We start from the raw sequence: 21,927 nt of genomic DNA on the forward strand, positions 1-21,927 counted from the left end.
AGCTCAAAGCTGTCCCCATTGGTGTGCAACCCGTCTACGCCGCCCCTGGTGCGGCTTATCTTGTCGGCCCTGTGGAGTACAGTTATTTTTCGAACAAAGTTTCGAATAAAGGTGTGTTGTGGGCGTGATAGTTGGCCCCCGTGTGATAAATGCGGGACTCTCTGCGGTGACGGTGCTGGTGGCACCGATAGCGGTGGCCGCCGGCTATCCCTCGCCCGCGCAGGACTACTTCGACGGCCGGATCGACCTCAACGCCCACCTGGTCAAGGACGTGACCAGCACGTTCATCGTCCGGGTGACCGGCCAATCCATGGAGCAGGCCGGGATCAGCGACGGCGACGAGCTCGTGGTGAACCGGGCCCTGGAACCGAAGGACGGGTCGGTCGTCGTTGCCGTCCTGGACGGGGAACTGACGATCAAACGGCTGAGGATCACAGCCACAGGGGTGGTCCTGCAGGCCGACAACCCGCGTTTCCCGGATATTAGGGTTCCGGCCTTGTCGGATCTGACGATCTGGGGCGTGGCCACGAGGTGCCTGCATCATGTCTAAGCCCGCGGTGATGCGCCGGATGCAGGAGATCGCGCACGTGGACGTGAACTGCTTCTACGCCTCGGCCGAACGCGCCTTCAACCCGGCCCTGGAGGGAAAGCCGCTCATTGTGCTCTCCAACAATGACGGCTGCGCGGTCACCCGGTCTCCGGAAGCCAAACGCCTGGGCATTGCCATGGGCGAGCCATGGTTCAAGCTCCGGCCCCGGGCGAAGGAATGGGGTCTGGTGGCCCTCTCAAGCAACTACGAACTCTACGGCGACATCAGCGCCCGGGTGATGGAGCTGCTGGGCCGCTACTCGGCCTGGTTGGAGGTCTACTCCATCGACGAGGCCTTCCTCGGGGTCAAGGGCGAACCGGACGAGCTGCTGGCGCTGGGCAGGGAAATAAGGGCCGCGTGCCGGCGGAACGTCGGCGTGCCGGTCTGCGTCGGTATCGCACCGACGAAGACGCTGGCGAAGCTGTGCAACAAGTGGGCGAAGAACAACCCCGCCTTCGGCGGGGTGTGCCGGTGGGAATCAGTCCCGGCAGCCCAGCGCGAAGCGCTGCTGTCCCGGCTGTCGGTGATTGAAATCTGGGGTGTGGCCACAAGGTTGACCACGCGGCTGAACGCGATGGGAATCTTCACCATCGCCGACCTTACCCGGGCCAACCCGGTCGCGATCCGGGACAAGTTCTCCATCGTCACGATGCGCACCGTCCTGGAACTCCAAGGCACCCCTTGCATCCCGATGGAAGAGGAACGAATAGGCCGGGACCAGCTGATCTTCTCCCGCTCGTTCTCGACACCGATCACGACGACGGCGGGGTTGCGGCAGGTCATGAGCGTATACGCGCAAATGGCCAGTGCCCGCCTGGCCAAACACGACCTCCAAGCGAAGGTGTTGACCGCGTTCGCGGCGACCTCGCACTTCAACCCGAACGAAAAATCCTTCCCCTCGGTCTGCCTGGCGCTGCCGATGCCCACAGCGGACCCGGTGATCCTGACCAAAGCCGCCCACGCCCTGCTCCCCCAAGTGTTCGAGGGCGTGAAGTACGTCCGGGCCGGGATCATGGTCACCGACCTGCGCCCGTCCGGAAACCAGAAACCCTTGGAGCTGTTCGAGAACCCGCACGAAGAACGCGGCATCGGGATCCTGCTCGAAGACGTAACCAAACGGTACGGCCGCGGATCCATCGGCCTGGGCCATGCCGGGATCAAAGGCGGCCCGGACTGGACCATGAAACGCGACATGCTCTCCCCCAGGTACACCACCCACTGGGACGAACTCCCCCTCGTCAAAGCCGCCTGACCGGCGCCAAAGCAAGAAAGGAGAGTCCACCCATGACTCTTGCCCCCGAAAAACCACAAACCCGCCAGAACGTCGCAGTCCGGTTCAGCCCCAACGGGACACCCTTGGCGATCCGGCACGACGGCCGGATCTGGATGGTCGACCCCGACGTACACACCGCGCACTGGTACACCCGGGACGCATGGTGGGAAACCCGCAACCGCGCCGCCGTCGGAACAGGCGATCTCGTCAGTGTCGAACACTGGCAGGTCCAGGCCGCGCTCCCGTCCGCCGGTGCGGAGCTGCGCACGTTCACGCTGCGGCGGGAACCCATGGCCACTCAGTGGCAGATCGAATCCATCAGCTAGTGGCAGCCAAGCTGTACCGCTCCCCCATCCCGGACCAGCTCTGGGACCGGACCCGTGACGAATTCGGCCTGCCCGGCCTGGAACAGGTCCGGGAACGCCTCTCGGCCGTTCACGAGAACCCAGAACCTGCCATGCGGCAGCTGGTCCGTGTCTTCATCGACGACGAAGGGACCTTCTGTCCTGGGTATCAGTTCCGGGCCGACCTGTCCCTGAACCCTGTCGTGACGGGCCTGTTCGAACGGGCGTTGGAGTTGCGGATCCCCCACAACTACTTCGCGCTGTGGATGATGGTCCCCTCCCCCACCCTGGGCGGGCGCCGCCCGGTGGACCTGCGGAACATCTCGGACCCTGCCCCGCTGCGGGCGGCGTTGGGCCGGGTCCGCGCGGACCTGGCGGCCTAGGCTATGGGTGTGAAAGTGACCCTGACCGTAGAAGCCGGCAACGGCGAACTGAGCCAAGTCGAAGCCGAAGGACCGACGTACGAGGAAGCCAAAGCAGCAGCCGAAGCACTGATCCCGGAAGGCTCCAAGGCCATCGCCATCCGCACGAGCTAGCAGCCGTGCGGCGCCTGGCCGTGGCTAGTGTTTGGTGTCCTTGGCGGGTGACTCGTTCTTGGATCCCGAGTCGCTGTCGATGAATGTTCCATTTTTGTTCTGGATGCGGACTTCGCCGTGCCCGCGCCCCGTGTTTTCAACGATTTCTTTGGCCCGCTTCTCAGCGGCCTTTTTCGTGGGTTCGTGAGCAGAGACCCGTTTGGCGTCTTCTTTCTTGACGTCCCAACCACCGCGGTCGTTGTTGGGAACTACGTACCGGTCGTTGTCATTGCCTTTGGTCATTTCGATCCTCTCCTACGGTACGAACTGATTTGCGTCAGCCTAACGGCCAATGGACGCACTGCCCCTTGGTACGTGCCCGTTTGTTGGCAATCGTGACGGGAAAAGTGAAAGTTTTTTGGAGGCGGCGCCATCACACACCATTTCCAGGCTTGAGGCCGTCGTTGCGTGCACGGTGGAGGGCTGCGGAGCTAGTACCCGCTGCCACTGCCGCCGTCGCTGGGCGATGCATTACGGTATGTGCCGTTCTTCCTGTAGACCCTGCCCCGCTGGGACTGGAAACTTCCCCTGTGCGCAGGCAATCTTTCCTTCCTCACAGGACGGAAGATCCTCCAGACCACGAGAATGCTCACTGCTGCCGGCACTGCCAGGACGGCACCCACGACAATAAGAGTCTCCATCAGCGAACGATCTTCCCAATCGGACGGTCCTGCTCCAAGCCGTGTCCGCGGGCGGGATGATTCACTCGGCCGGCTCGATCAGTTCGGGGCCGTTGTTGCGGACACTGTTGACGCGGGTGCTGACAATCCGGGGCGTGAGTGTTGGTTCGGGCAGCGAGTCCAGCAGGTGTTGGACGTCGGCTTTGTCGGTCAGGTCCGGGTCGAGCCATTCGGCGAACCGGTCTTTCGGGATGATGACCGGGGACCGGTCATGGACATGCCCCAAGGCGTCCTGCGTAGTAGTCGTGAGTACGGTGCAGGACAGGAGCCACCGTTCGGGGTCGTCCTCTGGCAGGTCGGGGTCGGGCCAGAATTCGTAGAGGCCGGCGAACCCCAGCAGCGACTCATTTGGAGAGTAGAGGTAGTTCGGGATCTTCTTCCCGTCCTCGGTTTTCTGCCATTCGTAGTATCCCTCGGCCGGGACGATGGCCCTGCGCTTGACCGCAGCGGACCGGAACGACGGTTTTTCCAGGATTGATTCGCTCCGGGCGTTGATGAGCTTCGAGCCGATCTTGGCATCCCTTGCCCAGGACGGGATCAGTCCCCACCGGGCGATGAGCAGGCGCCGGTCAATGGTGCCTTCGTCCAGGCGTTCGGCCACGATCGGGACGTTCTGTGTCGGGGCGACGTTCCAGCTGGGCCCCGGCGGGCTGCCTTCGACTTCCTTTGCGTCGAAGTGGCTCAGGAGATCACTCGTTGCTTTGGACATCACGTATCTGCCGCACATGTGCCTATTCTTCCCACAAAACCACCGCCCGAAACCACCGTTCAGTCCAGGGCGTCCGCTATTTATCGGCCCAGCGTTCGTGTGCGGATTGGCGGCTGATCCCTGCGGCACGGCCAATGTCTGCCCAGGAAGCCCCGGCAGCTTTGGCGGCCGCGACGGTTTTATCCAGGCGGTGCAATGCCTGCCGGTGTTCTCTGGCGGCCGCTTCAACACCCAGGAGCGCTTCGGACGGTGCGATGTGGATCATCCATTCGTCCTGAACGGCATCCTCCACAGGTCCGGAAACATAAGCTGCGTCTCCTAAAGGGCAATACTCTTTGCGGGAGCTGACGTCGGCCTCTGCGGGAGTGAGCACTCTCTGCCACAGCTCTCCCTGCCACCCGCAGGTGCAGGCACCGCGCCAACTCATGATCAGGTCGTCCGGAACAATTTCCTGATCCGGAGCAACAAAATCTCCCGCTACCTTGTACCGTCCGGTGATCCCGTGGACAAGCATCCCGTCCGCGGTTGAACCTGAAGCGAGGCGGCCATCGGGTGCGACCGCGGCGACCCAGCCCTCGTGTTGGTAGTCGTTGGAGGTCCAGCCCATAGCCTTGCGCCTTCCTGTCAGGGTTCCCTGACACACAGTCTGCATGGGAGCAGTGACATGTACCAGAAGACTTGGTGCAGTCTGGGATTCCTGGCGGAGCAGGGATTGTGGGCGTCACGTGCTTGGTGTCCATTCCGGGGATTCGCTCCATCCCGGGACTTTGGTATCGAGTTCCTGGATCCGGTCGGGGTGCCGTCCGTGCCGGGCGTGCTTTCGGTAGGCAGAGATCCACGCCGCCAGGGCACGTTCGGTCTCGTCCCCGGAGGCGTAATGCGGCGGGCGTTTGGCCTTCGTCATCCAGCGAATGAGTTCGTCCCGGCGTTGCCGCCACAAGCGTTCGCTGTTGTAGGCGTGGCCGTCCGCCCAGCCTGGAATCTTCTTCTCGAGGATCTCTGCTGCTTTGGGTTCGAGTCTTCCCTGGCGGTGAAGGAGGCGGATCCTTGCCAGGGCACGGTACAGCTCGGCCTCTTCACTGCCGGGGACTCCTGCGACTGTAGGAAGAACACCGTGGGCGCGGTCGTAGGCCACGATCAGCTTGGCTGCTGCGACTGGCCCGGAGGGTAGTGGGTTGGATCCTGCTGGCACACACCGACGATACAGCTACGCCGCAACGATCTGAGGTCGCGTCCGGTAAGGAGCGCATCCAAAATTATGCGCAGCAAGAGGAAATTAACCTCTCCCTCGCCCAATCATGCAATTCAGCTCTGCCAGGACCTTGGCTTCGCTTCCGGTGTTTCGAAGCAAAATCTGGAATTGATGGAATCTTGATCCTTTCAAGTGACTAAATCTGAGCAAAGAGCTAAATCATGGGCCCACGCGGGCGTCGTTACTCGAGCGGCCCGGTCCGTCTAGATCCTTGGAGGTAATCATGGCCTCAATCCGCTCACGTCGGCTTGGCCGTATCCAGCCAATCCACCGCCGAGGGGATAGGAGCCTTTCGACATGGGGCTGGACTGTGCCGCTCCCCTTATTAGTGCTGGCAGTGGCTGGCTGCAGCGGTGCGTCCGGCGCATCGGCGATCCAGACGTCGGCTGTAACATCCAGCGCTTCTGGTGAGCCCAGAATCCAACAGGCATACCACTCGTGTCAGCTGGACCGCAGTACCTACAGTGCCTTTGCCATCCTCGGCGATGATGGTCACACGATAACGTTGAAGGGCGAGCCAGAGGATCCCAACTGGGTAAATATCACCAAAGTAACCGGCCTTTCCGCTAAGCAAATGGCGTGCGTTCTCACCGCCGTGTCGGTGCCGGACAGCGTGTTGAGCGAGATTGATGCGACGCGCGCTTTGGACGGTATGCAAAGATCAACCTGGAACAAGATCTCTGCATCGTGGACATATCACCCGGACCACGGGCTGCGCTTGGTTCTAAACGAGGCGAAGTAAGCCCTCGCTGCCCTATACGTCAGGGCCGATTTCCACCCAGGAATTCAGCGGCCGCTCTTAGGGATATGGGGCAGCCTTCCTCGACCCTCCCAAGTTCAGGTTTCGTTGGCATTGCCCCGTCCAGCCATACATAGAGAGAAATATGTTGACGCAGTCCTATCCGGGCCATTGACGTGGCTTACGATGCCGATTGGGGGACAGAAACCAGCACAGGCTACGGTCTGGGCCCTCGAGTCAAACCAAGTGGAAACGCCCATTCGCTGACCGGGGGACTAGTGGGAATCTGGCCTTCAGCAGCATCACAGAACGGAACTTTATGCCGAAGAGCATCTTCCGCTCCTCTTCAGCCGCGCTGGCAATCGTGGCAATGGCCGCGTTGACGGCCGGATGCGGACAATCACCAGATTCGTCTTCAGCCACACCGGCGGCAGTCTCGTCACCTTCCGCGACACCGACAGTGCTTCCGGTCCCTGATGGCTGCCCACCAGAAAAGGAGCTGGGCCAGGCATGGGTGGACGACCCGAATTGGTTCACGGCCAGCATCGATGCAAAACTCCTCGACTCTGAGCTGAAGACTCCTCTGCCTGCGGGCGGCTGCGCGTATCTGTATAGCCCGCCAGGAACTTCAAATAATTCCAGCGAGAAGTACCAGCGCGTCATGGTGTGGTACTTCAACGTCAACCGCCAGGGCAAGTTAACTACCGCAGACATCACCAACTGGGCGAAGTCGGCAGGAGGAACACCCCTGAAGGGGACCGATCCCATAAACAATCAAACGACCACCGACACGACGGGTAACAACTTCGACCTTCCAGACACGTTCAGTGGCTGGACGAAGAGCACCGTGGCGCAGGTAAGCGGAGATAACGACCATTTCGGGTGGGAACAGACCGTCCTTCCCGCGTACACGCAAGGTGCTCAGGCGAAGATCGATTTTGCCCTGAAGGCTGACAAGGCCCAGGCCATGGCTCGCGCATCCGTTCCTGGTTCCACCACGAGCGCCGGCAGCGACCCGACGAAGACACTTACACTGGGGCTTGCCGCTGCATTCTCGACAACCGCCGTCGTGACCAACGACGACGGATACACCGCGCAGTTGAAGGTGCAGGGAAAGCTTGAACCGTTCACCAAGGACGTCAAAGATGCACCCCCAGGTAAGCTTCACGGAATCTCCAGCTCCACCGTCTCGGGATCAGTCACCAACACCACAACCGGGCGCCAGACCAAAACGCCCGGGGCCGGCGTCATGGCCGTCTACCCGCTGGAATCCGCCGCTTGCGATGGCTATAACGGCATCTCAGTTACAGGCGCCGACTGGCAAAAGCCGTCATATTGCGCCGTCGAACTTGGTTCGGTCGAAGGCACAACCCTTGCGCCGGATGCTTCCCAATCACTGAAGGGCACCACCCTCCCGCAGAAGCTCGGGACGTTCCCCGAGTCAGGGAATGCAATCGCCGAACTCAACGCCCCGGTCTCGTTGTACATGAAATTCGGAAATATGGGAATGGCTTCCGCCGGAACCAGCTGGAAGAGCGACAAAGGGTGCCTATCCTCCCGGCTCTACGGGGGCGCCACTTGGAACGTCGTCATGGACGGCTGGCCCGACGTACTCTGCAAATAGACGAATGGAGATGGGAAGGGGCCACCTAGGGGTGGCCTCTCCTATATCGGCGGCAGCAGGGCACGCGACGTTAGATACGAAGCAACCAGGAATGTTCCGCCCCCACTCCCCTTCCCCCTTTCTTAGCAAGGAGACGGCCGAGATTGGGATATTGCCCGGGGCGGAGACCGGGCAATATCGCAGATCTCCCTAAATGTCTGCCCGGCCTGATGGACTTGGCCTGGGTGAGCCTCGCAACTTACGCAGCCGCATAGCCCGGTATTCCCGGCGGGACATCGACGCCGCGTAGAAAGTAACGCCACCTCCCAGGGCAGTCAAGACCAGCGCGGCCCACATCGGACCATGGCCCTGCGCCAGCGGAGCGAGCAGCAGCACTATCGAAAATATGCACAGTAGTGCAGCACCGGCCGCGACGATCGCCATCCCCCACCACGTACTGACCTGGGCTTGCCCTGCGCCTGGCGTAAAGCCGATTTCATCTGCCCGGTAACTGTGCAATTCTCCGGTGCTGGTGTTGCGCAGTACGCGCTTTTCCCCGGCTGCCACTGCCGCCTGATGCGCTGCAACGACGGCTTCATTGTGCCGCCTGCGATCGGAAATCAAGATCCGTTTTCCTCCCCTGTCGGTCTGGTCAATGGCATCACAACATGCTGGGGTCAGCGGTAATCAGCGCTACCAAGGCCACTGCAGATAAGGCAACAACAACCGGACCCGCTACCAAGATCCAACTGGTGGCCGTGTACCGACGATAGCCCCCGCCGCGCAGCTTGGTTGCCCACAGGGCACCGTAGACGATGCTGGCAATGTGAAGCTCCAAAGTCAGATACTTGCTCGCCATAACCGCCTGAGCCAAGTCCTGTGTAGTACCGGTGAAGTTTTCCAAGGGAACATTCGGGGGCTTCTGAAACATGACCCATTCTTACCATCCGGATAAGACACCAACGCCCAGGGACAGAATGGGTGACTATGTCCGTCCTGGTGGTCCCCAATCAAGTTGACACAAACAGGCCGCTCTCTGGAACAATGCGAAACGCTTGACGGCGCTGGTATATGACGGGCTCTACAATCTTCAGATCGCTAAGCCGGTCCAAAGCCAAACCCGCCGCGTCATCAACCGCTGCCTCTAGGTCTACCGTGGACAAAACACGTAACAGGATCGAACTTCCACCATGAGCCGTGTCCTGTAGAGCGTCCCGGTACATGGGCCGATTGATGATTACACCATGCCCGTCATCCACAGCCCGCGGTGATCTTCCATGACGGTTTTCGGAAGAAAATTCCCTCTCCGAGTGGCTGCCGAAGAAGTCATACGATTCTTCACTCAGTCGGTTTAGCGCCTCCTCCTGAACGTCGGGATCGTAGAGCCTGCGAAGGAGGAGGGTGGCTTGCCGCTGGGCCACTGTGGACAAACCAAAGCCAATAACGATAGCCAACGTGGCGGCGATCAAGAACGGATAGAAAAATTCTGAGGGGAGCTGCAGATCGCCGACGTTGAAGTACGTCCTTAGACCATAGGCGGAGAGTATTAGCGCACCTGCTCCCGCGAACGGCCACGAACGAGCCTTGGTGAAATCAGCCGATGCCTGTGTTGCTGCGGCTTTGACATTCGTTCTCATGGTGAGGGTTGGATCCTGCCGTGATTCCGTTGCCCTGGGCTCCTTTGCCGCGCTTGTTTGAATGGCCTCCACCAGCTGGCTGACAAGCGATAGGGGAACCAGATCCGTAGACGGATAGGCCTGGGCGCTGGCCGACTCTTTAAGCTCAGCACGTGCCTTCATGAGTGCAACTTGGCGTTCGTGTTGCGCTGTGGTGGGCTGGGGCACTTGCAGGTCTTTGAGTTCGCTATCGATTGCCGACAGGAGTCGATCCTTCGTCTGTTCAGTCCCAAGGTCGATTCCCAGACGCGCAGCAGTTTCGGATAATTCGGTAGGCATCTCCAAAACTTACCGGGCATCACCGGGATTGGACCAACACGCTAAGGTGTCCCGTTTCCTTGGAAGTGGAACAGCCAGGGGTGAGACGATCCGGAGCAGTTTGACGAAATGAGTTGGTTAAGAGAAAGCTTAGGAGCCGTTGGCGTCCTTTGCCCCGGGCAGGATTAGGCGCTCCGGGCGATGAGGGGACGCCAGTTCCTGGTGTCTTCAAAACGTGCCGCGGAATCCCTGAGCGTTTCCACGCGGTGCTCTCTCAGCATTGCTGTTCAGGCAGCGGGAGTCTCCAGAAGCCAGTGCATCGCTTCGTCACGGGATGCGAAGAAGCGGGTGGGGCAAGGAAGCACACGGCGTGACATGGCAAAGTTCGCGATGACGCGATTGACCGGGTTTGAACCAAGCAGAGCAATGCGCGAAGCAGCACACCGGGTGCTGAAAACGGACTTGGCTTCCCGACTGACCGACCGGGTATGGGTGATGTCAACCAACATCGGGTATTCGGCGCCTTCGGCAAGCCCATCGATACTTGTTATTGCCGCGTGGACATCATCAGCGTTCAACTCAGTCCCCGGTTTCCACACCAGATGGTAGAAGCCCATGGCATCGAGCTCAACCGTTCCCTTGCCGCCGTCAACAGTGATCGGTTCCATTCAGGTCCCCTAGCTCGAGTGAAGCAAGCCTAGCCGCAAGACAGCGATTGCGAAGGAGCCTCAGCGGTGCGGCGTCCGGCAGGTTCCTCAGGTTCCGCTCGATGCGGAGCTGTTTGCTGCTGTCGCAACGTTGCGACAGCAGCACGCGCGTAAAAGAGATGGCTGAGTTCACGGCGAACCATGTAGGTGCTGGTGCCGGGTCCGGGCAAAAGATGAGTACCGGCTACTCGTGCGTTTGATCCCACTCAGGGTTTAAATTAATTCAGCGGGTTCATGGCAGACGGCAATACCCCCCAAATTGCCGGTGTTTGCATCGACCTGCCGGCAAGGCCGGATAGCGGTAACCAGAAGCCTGTCCGGCCTTTCGCCTGCCTGAAATTCAGCGGTCCTGCCCGCGGGCGGCTGCACTGCCGGCTGCCAGGCAAACCAAGGCAAACCCTGCCGCGACGTGAGCAGACGACTCGAAATCCCCCTTACTGACGGTGGCTCAGTTGCGCTATGTTATTTCAACCTGCGCACGGCTGGCTGGGGAGCTCGCGCCATGTCTAACTAAGCGAGGTAAAACAAATGCGAATCAGAATCCTCTCCGCGGCACTTTGTGTAGGTGCTCTGACGGCGTTGTCAGCAACACCAGCTTTCGCTGCGGGACAAATCGAGAGAGGCCCCGACAATGCCAACTCGATCTGCTCATACTCCGGGCAGAATGACACACCTGACGCAGCCCCACCTGAAGGAGGCCGTGTCCAGTCTTATGGCCAGCTCGTGCGGCAAGGGCTGAAAGCCGATCTTGCGGCTGCGGGCGAAACTCCGAGCCAACTCTGCAATGGACATAAGCTTCCATGGCAGGACGTTACGGGTAGCCACTAAGAGCCGAACGCGACAGCGCAGCCCTTGCTTCACCGCGGGGCCGCGCTGCCCGTTGGTCCACGCGTTCCTTACGAACCACGCCGTCTCTAAAACCCGCCCGTCCGGAGCAGCATTCATGTCCTCTACTCAAAGCCGCCCTCCACGGTAGCTTCCGACACCACGACCATCCCACAACCTTAAAAGGGGGACGACTCCCTAAATGTCTGCGCGGCCTGATGGACTTGGCTTGGGTGAGCCTCGCAACTTACGCAGCCGCATAGCCCGGTATTCCTGGCGGGACATCGACGCCGCGTAGAAAGTGATGCCACCTCCCAGGGCAGTCAAGACCAGCGCGGCCCACATCGGACCTTGGCCCTGCGTTAGCGGAGCGAGCAGCAGCACTATCGAAAATATGCACAGTAGTGAGGCACCGGCCGCGACGATCGCCATCCCCACCACGTACTGACCTGGGCTTGCCCTGCGCCTGGCGTAAAGCCGATTTCGTCTGCCGGGTAGCTGTGCAATTCTCCGGTGCTGGTGTTGCGCAGTACGCGCTTTTCTCCGGCTGCTACTGCCGCTTGATGCTCTGCGTAGACGGCTTCATTGTGCCGCTTGCGGTCGGAAATCATGATCCGTTTCCTTCCCTGTCGGTCTGGTCAATGGCATCACAACATGCTGGGTCAGCGGTAATCAGCGCTACCAAAGCCACTACGAAGGAGATCGTCGACCGTTCTCCAGGTCCCGCCGATACATACAGCTTCGCTTGCGCTTAAGGATTGCGCCCTCAACCGCTCAGCCCCTGCTTGATTCGACCGCAATGATCATCTCCCTATAAGTGCAAAGTCCCGCACCTCTACACAGAGGTCATGGACACCACCCTTTTGAACAACTTCATTCACTGGATCCAAACCCCGCTCGGCGCCAACATTGTCGGCCCTCTGGTCGTAGCAGGCGTTATCGAGCTTTTCCTCGCGTTCCGTCGCTGGCTCCGATCGATCCCCGGACGCCTGTTTCGATGGCTGGAGTATCAAGCCCGGCACTCCGACACCGCCCGCCCTCACAGCAAGCAATAGCCACCCGTGTCCCACTTCCTTAGAAGTGGAACACGACAAAGCTGGGACACACTCCCCTAGGTAGGATCCGTTCAACGCACGGAAATCTTTGCGTATCGGATGTTATGCCAAAACACACGACGTGAGCGAGCGTCACGGGAGCAACTTTCGGTACGGTGCACGCATGGATATCGGATACGCGCGCGTCTCAACCGCCAAACAGGATCTGAGCCGGCAGCTCGATGCCCTGGCAGCCGCCGGCATCACCAAGGTCTTTGCCGATAAAAGGTCAGGAGCCACCAGGGACAGACCAGGCCTCCACGCGGCATTCGACCACGCCAGGGCGGGAGATGTAATCGTGGTCCATACATTGGACCGTCTGGGCCGCACTGTCAGAGACACCCTGAACCTGATGCACGAGCTAAAAGAGCGCGGCGTAGGTGTCCGGACGCTGGCCGATCCGCTGCGAATCGATACCTCAGACTCGGAGAGCCCCATGGCGCAGCTGGCCGTCGTCATGCTGGCGCTCTTCGCGGAGATGGAACGCACCTACGCAGCTGAACGGGCTGCCCACGCCCGCGCCGTGGCGACCGCTAACGGCCGTCGCACGGGACGGCCCTCCGTGGTTGACGCCCCAAACTTGAGCACGCACTCATGCTTCGTGATAAAGGCGCGCCCATGCGCGAAATAGTCACCAAGACCGGCTTGGCGCGAACCACCCTGTATCGGCACCTGCCGCCTCGCTCCCCCGGCAACACGGGCGGGTGAACCAGCCCGCAAAGACCTGGTTCATCATGCCGGGCAGAGGCCGAGGACCGATAGGCTTGAGCCATCAGGCAACAGCCTGCTGTGCCGTTAACGAACTGAAGACCCGACTTAGGCCTCGGGTCTTCGTTCTGAGCGGTGCGCTCATTGGTGCGGTAAGAGGGCCATAGAACCTCGAACGCCACACTTTGAGTCTATGGCCCCGCGCACGTTAGGCGCAACGCTGTTGTGGCCTACAAACACGTGCGCGCCGTGCCCTGTTCCTCCGGGAGGAGGTGCCGGCATGGAATGCAAGCGGAAACGTGAAGAACCATGGGGCGCCTGGAACCTGGTGGTCAACATCATCCGACTAGTCGTTGATGTCGCCCGCCTGTTCTGGCACAACATCCCGTAAACGGGAGCGGAGGCCGCCAGACTATCTGGCGGCCTCCGTCACAAAGTAGTGCCGCTGCATGGTCTGCCCGCGAAGCGTGCCGATGTCACTTTCCGACTTAGAGCGTGGCGTCACCCTAACGTTTCCGGGGCACGTATAGAAAACCGTTCGGGGATCACTCAACTTGGGGCGGTTCGCTGACCTTTCACCGTCTTGGGTGAGGCAGGACGGCTGCCGGCTGTTTGAGGCAGCAGCGCTCGGCTGGAATGTAGAACGGGCATCGGACGAGGTCAGGATAACCTGACAGCTGGGGCAGTAGGCAGGAGTGCATGTGCAGTGGAATATTGGGAGCGAAAGCCATGTCGGACGCGTCTGCAGCGTCGTCCCGGATGGCCGACTGTCCTATGACATAGGTGGACTGGGCGTCCTAGTTCAAGGAGTCAGCGGGATGTATCCACGAGATACGGTTCGGCGTGATCACGAGGTCGTAAGTGACGACGATGTTATTGGCTGGCGCAGTGTTTGCTTATGCGGATGGGAAGGGTCCCACTGGTCCAGGGTTAAGGCACGTTCTGAAGCGCGACTGAGTGGCAGAACAGCATTTGTGCCTTTTCTCGGGTTCGCCACTCCCCCTGTCTCAGCTGAAGCGGAGATGCACGAAGAGTGGCTGTTGCATGCCCGTCAAGCCATAGCGATCAATGACCTTCAAAGCGCACGACGTAGGCTTGCTGCCGCGGAGGCGAGTCTTTCGAACGCCGTAGCCCGGGGACGATCCGTGGGACTGTCGTGGACGTCTGTGGCCTCAGCCTTAGGCATCACCCGCCAGTCGGCGCATGCCCGATGGCGGGCACAGGAGTAGCGTTTGACCTGATACGTGTGGGTGGCATTCACCTCTATGGTTCACAAGGCTAGAGACATCGCCCGAACTCATGCCATAAGACACGCCATAAGACATATTGGACGCCATACACGCACAGCAACATGAATCCCAACTGGAGACCTAGCTTCTTGCCCAACTACCCATAGAGCAATAGAGCCCGTAAGCAGACAGGCTTTCCATCCCATTTGCCTCTTACTTGATTGCACAACATGATTGTCAACGTCGATACGAGCCATAGGCATCGTTGCACAACATGCAATATGCCATGGCTGAGACCGAGCCAGAATTAGGGCTAAGAGTTCAATTGCGCTAGTAATCCACTGACTAGCAAGCATCACCGTATGCCGTGTAACCACAGGACACATAGGGACAACTACTTTGGATCAAACTTGAAGAACAACCCGTGTCGTAATGGCATCTCTTGCGAGGGACCCCATAAGCTGAACAACTGAAAGCAAAACCAGTAGGGGAGTCAGAACCAATGGCACGGACGTCGCTGCAAACCACCGGTAGCCCGCAGGTGAACCAGGCACGAGCAATAGATCGTGTGATCTCGTTCGCCAACGGCAAGGGGGGAGTGGGTAAGACCACCACAGCTGCCAACGTCGGTGGCTATGTCGCACTCGCTGGCTCGCGTGTCCTTTTGGTTGATCTTGATCCCCAGGGAGACCTTGCGAGGGACCTAGGTTTCGAACGCCAGACAGGACGTGAACTGTTCCAAGCACTAATTGCTGGCACGACTCCTCTGGTTCTCCGTAACGTCAGAGAGAACCTCGACGTTATCCCGGGCGGGCAGGACTTGGAGGACATACAAGGCCTCATGGTGTCCAGGTCCAGTCGTTCAGACGCTGCCGACTTCGGCGACATGCTGTACTCCGTGCTCGCGCCTCTTGCAGATGACTACGACCTGATTCTTATCGACACTCCGCCGGGGGAGAGGACACTTGTCGAAGGAGCCTTTGCCATCTCAAGCGCGGTGGTGATACCTACAAAATCTGATGACGCCAGCATTGACGGTGTCGAACGTATTGCACGAAGGTTTATGGCAGTCCGGGATCGCAACCCCTCCCTGCAGCTGGCTGGAGTCGTACTCTTCGGTGTGGGCCCAAGGTCCATGCGTCTCGAACGCAGTGTCCGTGAAACATTGTCGGAGATGCTGGGGGAGGTTGCACCGGTCTTCGAGACACGGATTCGAAACCTCGAAAGCGCAAGTGCGGATGCACGCCGCAAAGGCTTACTCTTCCACGAACTGGAAGGGGCAGTGACCGACGCACAAAAGAAGCGACTGAAGGCACTTCGTGCCGGCGAGAAGCCAGCCGACGGCTTCTTCTCCCGCAATGCCGGCGGGCTAGCCGAAGAGTTTGAGCAACTGACAGGGGAAATTCTCGCTCGACTCAACTCCATCGAAAGCGAACAAATCTGATGAGCAACGACCGTCCGAATCTTTCAGAGGCATTTGCCCCCGTCTCTCCCCGTGGCGCGAAGTTGGAAGGGCTTTTGGCCCCTAAGCGCAGGAGAGCTGAAAACGTCGAGCAGGTCGAGTCCGAGACGCAGGGGCGACCGCCTATGTCTGTTGTCCGGGATCGGGCCGAGGAGACAACGACTTCTGCTGTCGCCCCTGACGAAACCCCTATCGCTGTCATGGACAGCACCAAGCGAGCCAAGTCTCCAGCTGAACCACGGCCAATCGACGCCCAGCAACGACAGAAACAGGTCAAGGGCCCGAAGGCCAAAGCCTCCGATTCCGTTCCTGGTGCCCTTCGCAACGTGGGGGTGTATTTGGCACCAGATCTGCTACTCACGGTCAAAGAAAGAATCCACGTCGAGCGAACAACATACGCAGACCTGCTCCTGGATGCCTTTGACGCGCTACCTGCCGAAACTCTCGCTCAAGAATTTATGGCCGAGAGTGTCCCTTCTGCTTCTGGGATGCCACGCCGAACCCCTCGTCGAAGGGGAGAAGCGGGCATCCAAATTCAAGTCCGCCTAGACGGCCACCAAGTTTCTTGGCTTGATGACAAGGTCATTGAGTTTAACGCGCCATCACGCAGTGCTCTGGTATCAGCTGCCTACAGGCTGTATCTCGCGGAATAGCCTTTGCACCTCGGCTGGGAGTAGATGCCACACCGTCATGACGAGCCGACATCTACTCCCACCAATCATGGCGTAGCTACCAACAGTACTTATGGCATGCCTTATGGCACTACATATGGTAGATACGAAACCTAGGACCAGTGGTCTGCTATGAATTGGTACCCCATCGCCCACTCAGGACGCAGGTGAGAAGGCCATATTTACGAGGGACCATTCGTCTGGTGGTCCCTCGTACTCTTCCCACGGGTAGTCGTCGGTAGGGGAGAGTAGTTCAGCGAGCGTATTGACGTTTTTCGAGAGCCATTCTCGCCAAATCGTTCGTTCTATTTGGTATCGGTGAAGCTGAGCAGCCACAGCCTCCAGGACCCCGAAAGACTCCGCAAGCTCTCTCAAGGATGTCGTGGACACTACTGACCATGAACGTCCGGAATCACGAGACACCATGTTCCACGCAGCCATGAGGTCCAAGGCCTCACTCACTGCCGTTCGCGACAACCTGGTCAAAGTTACGATTTCCGCCGTGGTGAGACCTCCAGCGATACGTTCTAGAGCTTCATAAATAAAGGCGGCAGGTAGGCCTAATTCCCTGAAAACGGGCCGCAAAGCGTGAAGCTTCCCTTTCCGCCATGACAAATCTTCAGCGGCCGCTTGCAGGTCTTGGGGGATCGACAACATATACAGATCGCCCTTTGTCCCTCTGCCACGTTCTACCAACGTAACTAGGGGGTCCGCCTCAGCGCGCAACGCCCTCAGGTGAGAACCGACAGTTGTGTGATCGAGTCCCGTTGCAACTGCGAGGGAACGATCTCCAAACTCAATGAAGCGAGATGCCGTCATATGAGCAGCTTCCCCTAGTGCACGCAAGACCATCCTTCTGGCCAAGCCATTTCGGGAAGCTGTATAGCTGTGCTCCCTAAGTGCAAGTGCACTTCTCCAAGTCCGGATGTAGCGATGTTCTGAGCTGGGATCAGAGGCTAGAGCATTAGGTAGCAGGGGCTGTGTATTTGGCTGGCTTGTGGGGGATTTATGGGCATTGTCATTCGCTGTTTTGGAGGCCTGCTTTTTTTGGATGTAGCCGACGGCGTTGGTCCAGTCGCGTTTTAGCGCCGGCAGTCGGTGGCGTGCGGAGTAGCGTGCGTAGAACGATGCGAGCCCTGGCCAAGCGCCTTGGAGAATCCTCCGTTCCACATCTACGAGTTTCAAGCCGGCAGCTGCGGCTGCTGTCAGGATTGCCTGACGTGCTTCGGAGTCCGAGGAGTAACGGTTCGCATCGTAGAGGCCGGACTGCGCCATCTGCTGCATGAGACGAGACATCCGGGTGGTCGGTATGGAGTCCTCAACCCCTTGGTCTGAAGACGGAAGCGATTGAGTCAGCCTCAGGGCCCGGATTCCGGTGATCTCGTGCTCTAGCTCCGAGCGCATGGTCTCCCAAACACTCTGGCTGTTCGGGCGGCGTGCAACGTCGTAAGCCATACTCAAACTCATGGCCAATTCCTGGTAACCGCCGCGTTTGTGGGGTGACCCCGGCGTCCTCATGCAACCGTGCATCAGGTTCTGGTGCGGAGTCTTGTCCAAAGTCCGATAGCGGGTACCGAGGGCCTCAACGAAATCTCTTGCTTCAGAAAAGGGAACACGCTTACTAAGCGGAACATAGATGTGACGGCCGCCATTCGGGGATCGATCTTCGATCCAGCGAGCACCACAGTTGTGTAGCCAGGTCTGAAGTGCGCGCACGTCGACGTCGACCGAATCAATGCCAGCGACTGAGGAGTCAAAGTCTAAGAAGATTGCCGCACAAGTGCCGTCCTTGCCGAAGATTTTCACGGCGGCTGGAAATGTGGGGAGCGTCTCAGTCAGGCTGCGTTCGTGCTTTTGAGGATACGTTTTTCCGCCGTCACGTGACAGTCTGACGCGGGGTTGACCTGCGAGAAGAGGCGCAAGTGCCGCCCACGCCTGAGCGGCGTCCGAGCCGGGGGAGGAGTCGCGAGACACGCCAGCGGGTATGAGTGCTGGCAGCACGCGAGCGTGCTGATGTACGATGATTTTGTTCCTGCCAGGGAATACGTAGGGACCGATCCTGCAAGATCGGTTGTTACAACAAAAAGGGAGACCTGTCCAAGGTCTTTATATTTCGATTTACGATCTGTTCGCCGGCAAGCTTTCCGGATCGTGAATCTACAGCTTTGAAGGCCCGCTTCGTGCGGGCCTTCCTTGTTTTACGAGGCCATACGAATCGGCAACTCCTCCTGCTGGTTGAACTGATCCAGCAGTGCCAGGTCTTCGCGCAGAGATCGGTCGACTGCAGAAGCAACATAGTCGGTGACAGTCATGCCTTTTGCGGCAGCGATCTTGTGAACGTCCTCCGCAGTCTTGGCCGGGGTGCGGAAGCCAATGTATTTGCGGAGCCCTTTACTGGGTCTACCGCCTCCACGATTGATTACTGCGCTCATTGTCAGGTCCTTTGAATCTCGCACAACCATGGGTTGTAACTGGTTCATCGTTGGTGCCACATGCAGCCGACAGATGCGGAGTTTCTGTTTACAGCTATCGACTGACTTGAACCTAGCACCGCCCGGGCCGTGATCGGCGGATTTGTTTACAGAAAACAGATGCGCGTGTCGCGCACCGTCCCCTCGCGTCCAAAGGAGGCAATTCCTGCTACGCGTCGACTGCAGGCGAGACGCGCGGCGCACGCCCCCGGCTAGCAAGGGAGCCGGCGATACCGTCGCCGTCTGCCAGCGAGCACAGGTTCCCGAAGTGGATCCCGGCGGGGTAAGGCTCCTCGCCTCGATGGAGTCGAACACTTCCACGGTACGCCCCCCCTTTCATGCTGTGACAAGCGCTTGCCGACGCTCCTTGATATGGTTGGCCCGCTTTCTCCCGGCTAGCATAGGGAAAGTCGGGATGAGCGCAACATGTTTGAAACATGTTTCAGCTTGGTCTAGCTGAACTCAAGTTAGTAGAGGAGTCACCCTTGGCGCATGTGATGCCCGTTCTGTCGGTCAGTTCATCTAAAAGGGCGTTCCGGGATGCATCACGTGCTTTTACCAGCTTGCATCTGCCTTCCAGACTCAGTCTTGATGCTCTCATTAGTTCTGTCGAGGCAATGCGCGGCCGACAGATTCGTGTCCGGGCTACAGAGCAACTTGTGGGAACTTCCATATGTGGGCTCTGGTTGCCGGGCAGGCATTTCGAATGGGTCTTCTACCCTCCTACACCATGGGAACTGCAACGGCGACAGTTCGTTCTCCACGAGCTTGCGCACATGATTTTGGGGCATGACGCCCATCCTGGGGCTGGAGTTCTCCTCGACAAGGGGCTGCAAAGCCTGTCTCCCGAACTTGTACAGAGAGCGCTTATGCGGACCGAGTTCGGAACTGTTGAGGAAGCAACCGCCGAATACCTGGCGGACCTTATGGCTGAAGCGTTGCGAGAAGCCCCGGGCGAGCCTGGAGCCTTTGAAGAGGTCTTCGGCTGATGGAACTACTTACAGCGTGCCTGATGGTGACCTTGACCCTAATTGTGATGGCGACTCGGCGGCCAGGGAAGGACACGAGTATGCTCTGGGCGTCTGGGCTCATCTCCATCTCACTTGTCCTGAACATCAACTCCGCCTATGTCTTCACAGACCATTTTTTGGGACAACGAAACTACACCGATTTAGGCGCCAATCTCCTGCTCCTGGTTGGCGTCTACTTCTTGGCTCGCGCGATCCATAGGGCCGCGAGCCCGCTTACGGCAGACCGTTCTTCGCCGCGGGTTCTTGGGAAGTCGGGGGTCGTGGTGGCTACCACTCTGACGTTCTTCTTCTTCATCTGCATTGAGGCGCCGGTCACCTCAACCAGCTTTATGCGGGACTTTGGGTCTCAACCTGCTGCGGCGCTGTATTCAGCTATCCAATACGCGTACATCGGTTCGGTAATGGCCACGGCAGGCTGGACCTGCCTGAGATTTCGCAAGTCTTGGAGCACAGGTGTCTATGCCATTGCGTTCGCGCTCGTAGGGCTGGGGTGTACGTCCGCCGTTCTCCTCGTACTTCAGGTCCTAGTATTAGACGCCTTGCACGTTATGGGTCAGTTGGAAGTCATGAGTCAGCTGGGTGGTGTATACGCAATGCTGAACTTTACGACGTTCGCGTTGCTCTGTATGGGTTTGGCGATCCCTCCGGTAGGTCGGAGAGTTTTGTCGATTTTGGTTAGTGCCCGAACAAGCAAGGTGCTCAAAGACTTGCGGCCTGTCTGGGCCAAAGCTGTGGTAGGCAACTCGCAAGTCACCTTGGACCTTCACGTTGTGCCCAAGCAGGACCTAAGGCAAGGACGTGAGCTGCATCGTATGGTGGTGGAGATCCAAGACTCCTTGGTCAGAGACCCAGACGCTAAAAAACGGATTGGCACTCAGGGGATGACTAGCTTGTCAGAAGCCACAGAATTTCTAGAGGGCTTGGCTTGGCGTCAAAACTGACCACAACCTTCGTGCTGTTTACAACTGCGTGCATCACATCCGCGATTGGGACGTGGCTCATGCGGTGGGCGTCGAGGCGGGCATTCGCGCCAACGTTCAGCCGAAAATACGACATTGTTCCACTCATGGTCACAGAGGATAGAGTCGTACTGCGTTCAAGTCGTCGAACAACGGCACCCGGAACGTTTGGACTTCACATTCTTGGCGGGGAAGAGCCGGCCGTTGTCGGCGAAATCTTGTACGAGACGAAGCGTGAAGTAAGCCGGCGACTCATTCACCGGCCCACAGCTTTATCTTCAGAGTCACGATGCCTGTGGAGCGGTATCACCACTTCGTCTCCCGAGCATCCTTATATTGATGATGTGGTCACCACCTCCTTGGGCCCGGCCCCAGCGTGGATAGTAAATCCCGGCAATGCACGCTGGGCAATCCACGTTCACGGTCACGGCAGTGACCGTCGGCAGACTCTTCGCGGTGTGGCGACTGCGACCGCTCTTGGCATGACATCCCTCGTCATGTCATTCCGCAACGATGGTGAGGGGCCTGCTTCGCCTGATTCCCGTTCGCACCTTGGCGAGTCAGAATGGATGGACCTAGAAGACGCCCTGGATTTCGCCGCCTCCCGTGGAGCAACCCAGTGCATTGTTTTCGGATGGTCTCTTGGCGCCACCATGGCCGTTAATACCCTTCACCGTTCGCGTCTTGCACACATGATCAAAGGCCTCGTCCTGGTTTCGCCTGTACTTTCTTGGCTTGACGTCTTGCGGGCCAACGCTCGGCATCAAAGGTTGCCAGGGTTCATGGGGGCAATGGTCGCGCATGTCGCGGCTATAAGAGGACTGAACTGGCTGGCAGGACTCGACGAACCCCTAAGGATAAGCGCATCCGACAACGCACGTTTCACCAATCCAATTGAGGTGCCAGCCCTGATCCTTCACAGCAGAAACGATTGGTCGGTTCCTATCCAGAGCTCAAGACATTTTGCCGAGTCTCATGGGCACCTCGTCGAACTCATAGAGTTCAACTGCTCTGGCCACACACAGGAGTGGAATTCTGAACCGGTAATGTGGGATTTGGCAGTTCGCCGGTG

The 21,927-nt window shown here is 59.0% G+C and carries 22 protein-coding genes; 12 read left to right on the top strand and 10 right to left on the bottom strand.

Annotation, left to right across the window (positions count from 1 at the left end; genetic code table 11):
- Positions 1-118 precede the first annotated feature (118 nt).
- Genes ACSVIE_RS14625 through ACSVIE_RS14645 form a run of 5 tightly spaced genes read left to right on the top strand, consistent with a single transcriptional unit; the run spans position 119 to position 2,742 of the window.
- The gene (locus ACSVIE_RS14625) at positions 119-550 is read left to right on the top strand and encodes a LexA family protein (protein ID WP_442424306.1); all 432 of its coding nucleotides are present in this window, start codon (positions 119-121) and stop codon (positions 548-550) included.
- On the top strand, positions 543-1,841 hold the full coding sequence (locus tag ACSVIE_RS14630; protein WP_442424307.1) for a Y-family DNA polymerase: 1,299 nt from the start codon (positions 543-545) through the stop codon (positions 1,839-1,841). Before ACSVIE_RS14625 ends, ACSVIE_RS14630 begins: the two co-directional genes overlap by 8 nt.
- Before the next feature lie 32 nt (positions 1,842-1,873).
- A complete protein-coding gene (locus ACSVIE_RS14635) occupies positions 1,874-2,188 on the top strand; it encodes a hypothetical protein (RefSeq protein ID WP_442424308.1) in 315 nt (104 codons plus the stop codon).
- Positions 2,188-2,589, top strand: coding sequence for a hypothetical protein (locus tag ACSVIE_RS14640; RefSeq protein WP_442424309.1), 402 nt, complete (start codon positions 2,188-2,190; stop codon positions 2,587-2,589). The genes ACSVIE_RS14635 and ACSVIE_RS14640 overlap by 1 nt, the downstream gene beginning before the upstream one ends.
- A 15-nt stretch (positions 2,590-2,604) precedes the next feature.
- The gene (locus ACSVIE_RS14645) at positions 2,605-2,742 is read left to right on the top strand and encodes a hypothetical protein (protein WP_442424310.1); all 138 of its coding nucleotides are present in this window, start codon (positions 2,605-2,607) and stop codon (positions 2,740-2,742) included.
- A 24-nt stretch (positions 2,743-2,766) separates the two neighbouring features.
- Here ACSVIE_RS14645 and ACSVIE_RS14650 read toward each other — a convergent pair whose 3' ends face one another.
- The 5 genes from ACSVIE_RS14650 to ACSVIE_RS14670 form a co-directional block, all read right to left on the bottom strand.
- On the bottom strand, positions 2,767-3,024 hold the full coding sequence (locus ACSVIE_RS14650; RefSeq protein ID WP_442424311.1) for a DUF2188 domain-containing protein: 258 nt from the start codon (positions 3,022-3,024) through the stop codon (positions 2,767-2,769).
- Positions 3,025-3,212: 188 nt separating this feature from the next.
- Positions 3,213-3,422 (bottom strand): hypothetical protein, encoded by a 210-nt coding sequence (locus ACSVIE_RS14655; RefSeq protein WP_442424312.1) that lies wholly within the window; start codon positions 3,420-3,422, stop codon positions 3,213-3,215.
- Between the two features lie 61 nt (positions 3,423-3,483).
- Complete coding sequence (locus ACSVIE_RS14660; protein ID WP_442424313.1) at positions 3,484-4,188, bottom strand: SOS response-associated peptidase; 705 nt, start codon at positions 4,186-4,188, stop codon at positions 3,484-3,486.
- 58 nt (positions 4,189-4,246) lie between these two features.
- Entirely contained in the window at positions 4,247-4,777 is a 531-nt protein-coding gene (locus ACSVIE_RS14665; protein WP_442424314.1) for a hypothetical protein, read from the bottom strand.
- 114 nt (positions 4,778-4,891) lie between these two features.
- On the bottom strand, positions 4,892-5,362 hold the full coding sequence (locus tag ACSVIE_RS14670; protein WP_442424315.1) for a hypothetical protein: 471 nt from the start codon (positions 5,360-5,362) through the stop codon (positions 4,892-4,894).
- Between the two features lie 283 nt (positions 5,363-5,645).
- On the opposite strand from ACSVIE_RS14670, the gene ACSVIE_RS14675 reads away from it, so the two are divergent.
- Together ACSVIE_RS14675 and ACSVIE_RS14680 are read left to right on the top strand one after the other, a co-directional pair.
- Positions 5,646-6,164 (top strand): hypothetical protein, encoded by a 519-nt coding sequence (locus ACSVIE_RS14675; RefSeq protein ID WP_442424316.1) that lies wholly within the window; start codon positions 5,646-5,648, stop codon positions 6,162-6,164.
- Between the two features lie 316 nt (positions 6,165-6,480).
- Positions 6,481-7,785 (top strand): hypothetical protein, encoded by a 1,305-nt coding sequence (locus tag ACSVIE_RS14680; protein WP_442424317.1) that lies wholly within the window; start codon positions 6,481-6,483, stop codon positions 7,783-7,785.
- A gap of 640 nt (positions 7,786-8,425) precedes the next feature.
- Here ACSVIE_RS14680 and ACSVIE_RS14685 read toward each other — a convergent pair.
- The 3 genes from ACSVIE_RS14685 to ACSVIE_RS14695 all read right to left on the bottom strand — a co-directional run bounded on the left by ACSVIE_RS14685 (position 8,426) and on the right by ACSVIE_RS14695 (position 10,366).
- Positions 8,426-8,695: a hypothetical protein gene (locus ACSVIE_RS14685; RefSeq protein ID WP_442424318.1), complete on the bottom strand. Its 270-nt coding sequence runs from the start codon at positions 8,693-8,695 to the stop codon at positions 8,426-8,428.
- Positions 8,696-8,774: 79 nt separating this feature from the next.
- Positions 8,775-9,719 carry a hypothetical protein gene (locus ACSVIE_RS14690; RefSeq protein ID WP_442424319.1) on the bottom strand — a complete coding sequence of 315 codons (945 nt, stop codon included), beginning with the start codon at positions 9,717-9,719 and terminating at the stop codon, positions 8,775-8,777.
- Positions 9,720-9,985: 266 nt separating this feature from the next.
- Positions 9,986-10,366, bottom strand: a complete 381-nt coding sequence (locus ACSVIE_RS14695; protein ID WP_442424320.1) for a DUF7793 family protein — start codon at positions 10,364-10,366, stop codon at positions 9,986-9,988.
- A 1,712-nt stretch (positions 10,367-12,078) separates the two neighbouring features.
- Between ACSVIE_RS14695 and ACSVIE_RS14700 the strand changes: the two genes are divergently transcribed.
- The 5 genes from ACSVIE_RS14700 to ACSVIE_RS14720 all read left to right on the top strand — a co-directional run bounded on the left by ACSVIE_RS14700 (position 12,079) and on the right by ACSVIE_RS14720 (position 16,376).
- Positions 12,079-12,285, top strand: coding sequence for a hypothetical protein (locus ACSVIE_RS14700; RefSeq protein WP_442424321.1), 207 nt, complete (start codon positions 12,079-12,081; stop codon positions 12,283-12,285).
- A gap of 163 nt (positions 12,286-12,448) precedes the next feature.
- Positions 12,449-12,955, top strand: a complete 507-nt coding sequence (locus tag ACSVIE_RS14705; RefSeq protein ID WP_442424322.1) for a recombinase family protein — start codon at positions 12,449-12,451, stop codon at positions 12,953-12,955.
- On the top strand, positions 12,943-13,032 hold the full coding sequence (locus tag ACSVIE_RS14710; RefSeq protein ID WP_442424323.1) for a hypothetical protein: 90 nt from the start codon (positions 12,943-12,945) through the stop codon (positions 13,030-13,032). Before ACSVIE_RS14705 ends, ACSVIE_RS14710 begins: the two co-directional genes overlap by 13 nt.
- A gap of 1,731 nt (positions 13,033-14,763) precedes the next feature.
- A complete protein-coding gene (locus ACSVIE_RS14715; protein ID WP_442424324.1) occupies positions 14,764-15,705 on the top strand; it encodes a ParA family protein in 942 nt (313 codons plus the stop codon).
- Positions 15,705-16,376, top strand: a complete 672-nt coding sequence (locus ACSVIE_RS14720) for a hypothetical protein (RefSeq protein WP_442424325.1) — start codon at positions 15,705-15,707, stop codon at positions 16,374-16,376. The genes ACSVIE_RS14715 and ACSVIE_RS14720 overlap by 1 nt, the downstream gene beginning before the upstream one ends.
- Before the next feature lie 174 nt (positions 16,377-16,550).
- Here ACSVIE_RS14720 and ACSVIE_RS14725 read toward each other — a convergent pair whose 3' ends face one another.
- Both ACSVIE_RS14725 and ACSVIE_RS14730 read right to left on the bottom strand, forming a co-directional pair.
- Positions 16,551-18,200, bottom strand: coding sequence for a MarR family transcriptional regulator (locus tag ACSVIE_RS14725; RefSeq protein WP_442424326.1), 1,650 nt, complete (start codon positions 18,198-18,200; stop codon positions 16,551-16,553).
- Positions 18,201-18,592: 392 nt separating this feature from the next.
- Positions 18,593-18,826 (bottom strand): hypothetical protein, encoded by a 234-nt coding sequence (locus tag ACSVIE_RS14730; RefSeq protein WP_235521491.1) that lies wholly within the window; start codon positions 18,824-18,826, stop codon positions 18,593-18,595.
- Positions 18,827-21,927 lie beyond the last annotated feature (3,101 nt).

The organism is Paenarthrobacter sp. NCHU4564, from assembly GCF_052156435.1.
Taxonomy (GTDB): Bacteria; Actinomycetota; Actinomycetes; order Actinomycetales; family Micrococcaceae; genus Arthrobacter.

What these genes read in the sequence shown, in the direction of transcription:
- ACSVIE_RS14635 (WP_442424308.1), top strand. Translation starts at nt 1,874, where the DNA reads ATGACTCTTGCCCCCGAAAAACCACAAACCCGCCAGAACGTCGCAGTC.
- ACSVIE_RS14675 (WP_442424316.1), top strand. Translation starts at nt 5,646, where the DNA reads ATGGCCTCAATCCGCTCACGTCGGCTTGGCCGTATCCAGCCAATCCAC.
- ACSVIE_RS14730 (WP_235521491.1), bottom strand. Translation starts at nt 18,826, where the DNA reads ATGAGCGCAGTAATCAATCGTGGAGGCGGTAGACCCAGTAAAGGGCTC.
- ACSVIE_RS14695 (WP_442424320.1), bottom strand. Translation starts at nt 10,366, where the DNA reads ATGGAACCGATCACTGTTGACGGCGGCAAGGGAACGGTTGAGCTCGAT.
- ACSVIE_RS14710 (WP_442424323.1), top strand. Translation starts at nt 12,943, where the DNA reads ATGCGCGAAATAGTCACCAAGACCGGCTTGGCGCGAACCACCCTGTAT.
- ACSVIE_RS14720 (WP_442424325.1), top strand. Translation starts at nt 15,705, where the DNA reads ATGAGCAACGACCGTCCGAATCTTTCAGAGGCATTTGCCCCCGTCTCT.
- ACSVIE_RS14685 (WP_442424318.1), bottom strand. Translation starts at nt 8,695, where the DNA reads ATGTTTCAGAAGCCCCCGAATGTTCCCTTGGAAAACTTCACCGGTACT.
- ACSVIE_RS14705 (WP_442424322.1), top strand. Translation starts at nt 12,449, where the DNA reads ATGGATATCGGATACGCGCGCGTCTCAACCGCCAAACAGGATCTGAGC.
- ACSVIE_RS14715 (WP_442424324.1), top strand. Translation starts at nt 14,764, where the DNA reads ATGGCACGGACGTCGCTGCAAACCACCGGTAGCCCGCAGGTGAACCAG.
- ACSVIE_RS14690 (WP_442424319.1), bottom strand. Translation starts at nt 9,719, where the DNA reads ATGCCTACCGAATTATCCGAAACTGCTGCGCGTCTGGGAATCGACCTT.
- ACSVIE_RS14650 (WP_442424311.1), bottom strand. Translation starts at nt 3,024, where the DNA reads ATGACCAAAGGCAATGACAACGACCGGTACGTAGTTCCCAACAACGAC.
- ACSVIE_RS14665 (WP_442424314.1), bottom strand. Translation starts at nt 4,777, where the DNA reads ATGGGCTGGACCTCCAACGACTACCAACACGAGGGCTGGGTCGCCGCG.
- ACSVIE_RS14700 (WP_442424321.1), top strand. Translation starts at nt 12,079, where the DNA reads ATGGACACCACCCTTTTGAACAACTTCATTCACTGGATCCAAACCCCG.
- ACSVIE_RS14680 (WP_442424317.1), top strand. Translation starts at nt 6,481, where the DNA reads ATGCCGAAGAGCATCTTCCGCTCCTCTTCAGCCGCGCTGGCAATCGTG.
- ACSVIE_RS14655 (WP_442424312.1), bottom strand. Translation starts at nt 3,422, where the DNA reads ATGGAGACTCTTATTGTCGTGGGTGCCGTCCTGGCAGTGCCGGCAGCA.
- ACSVIE_RS14660 (WP_442424313.1), bottom strand. Translation starts at nt 4,188, where the DNA reads ATGTGCGGCAGATACGTGATGTCCAAAGCAACGAGTGATCTCCTGAGC.
- ACSVIE_RS14630 (WP_442424307.1), top strand. Translation starts at nt 543, where the DNA reads ATGTCTAAGCCCGCGGTGATGCGCCGGATGCAGGAGATCGCGCACGTG.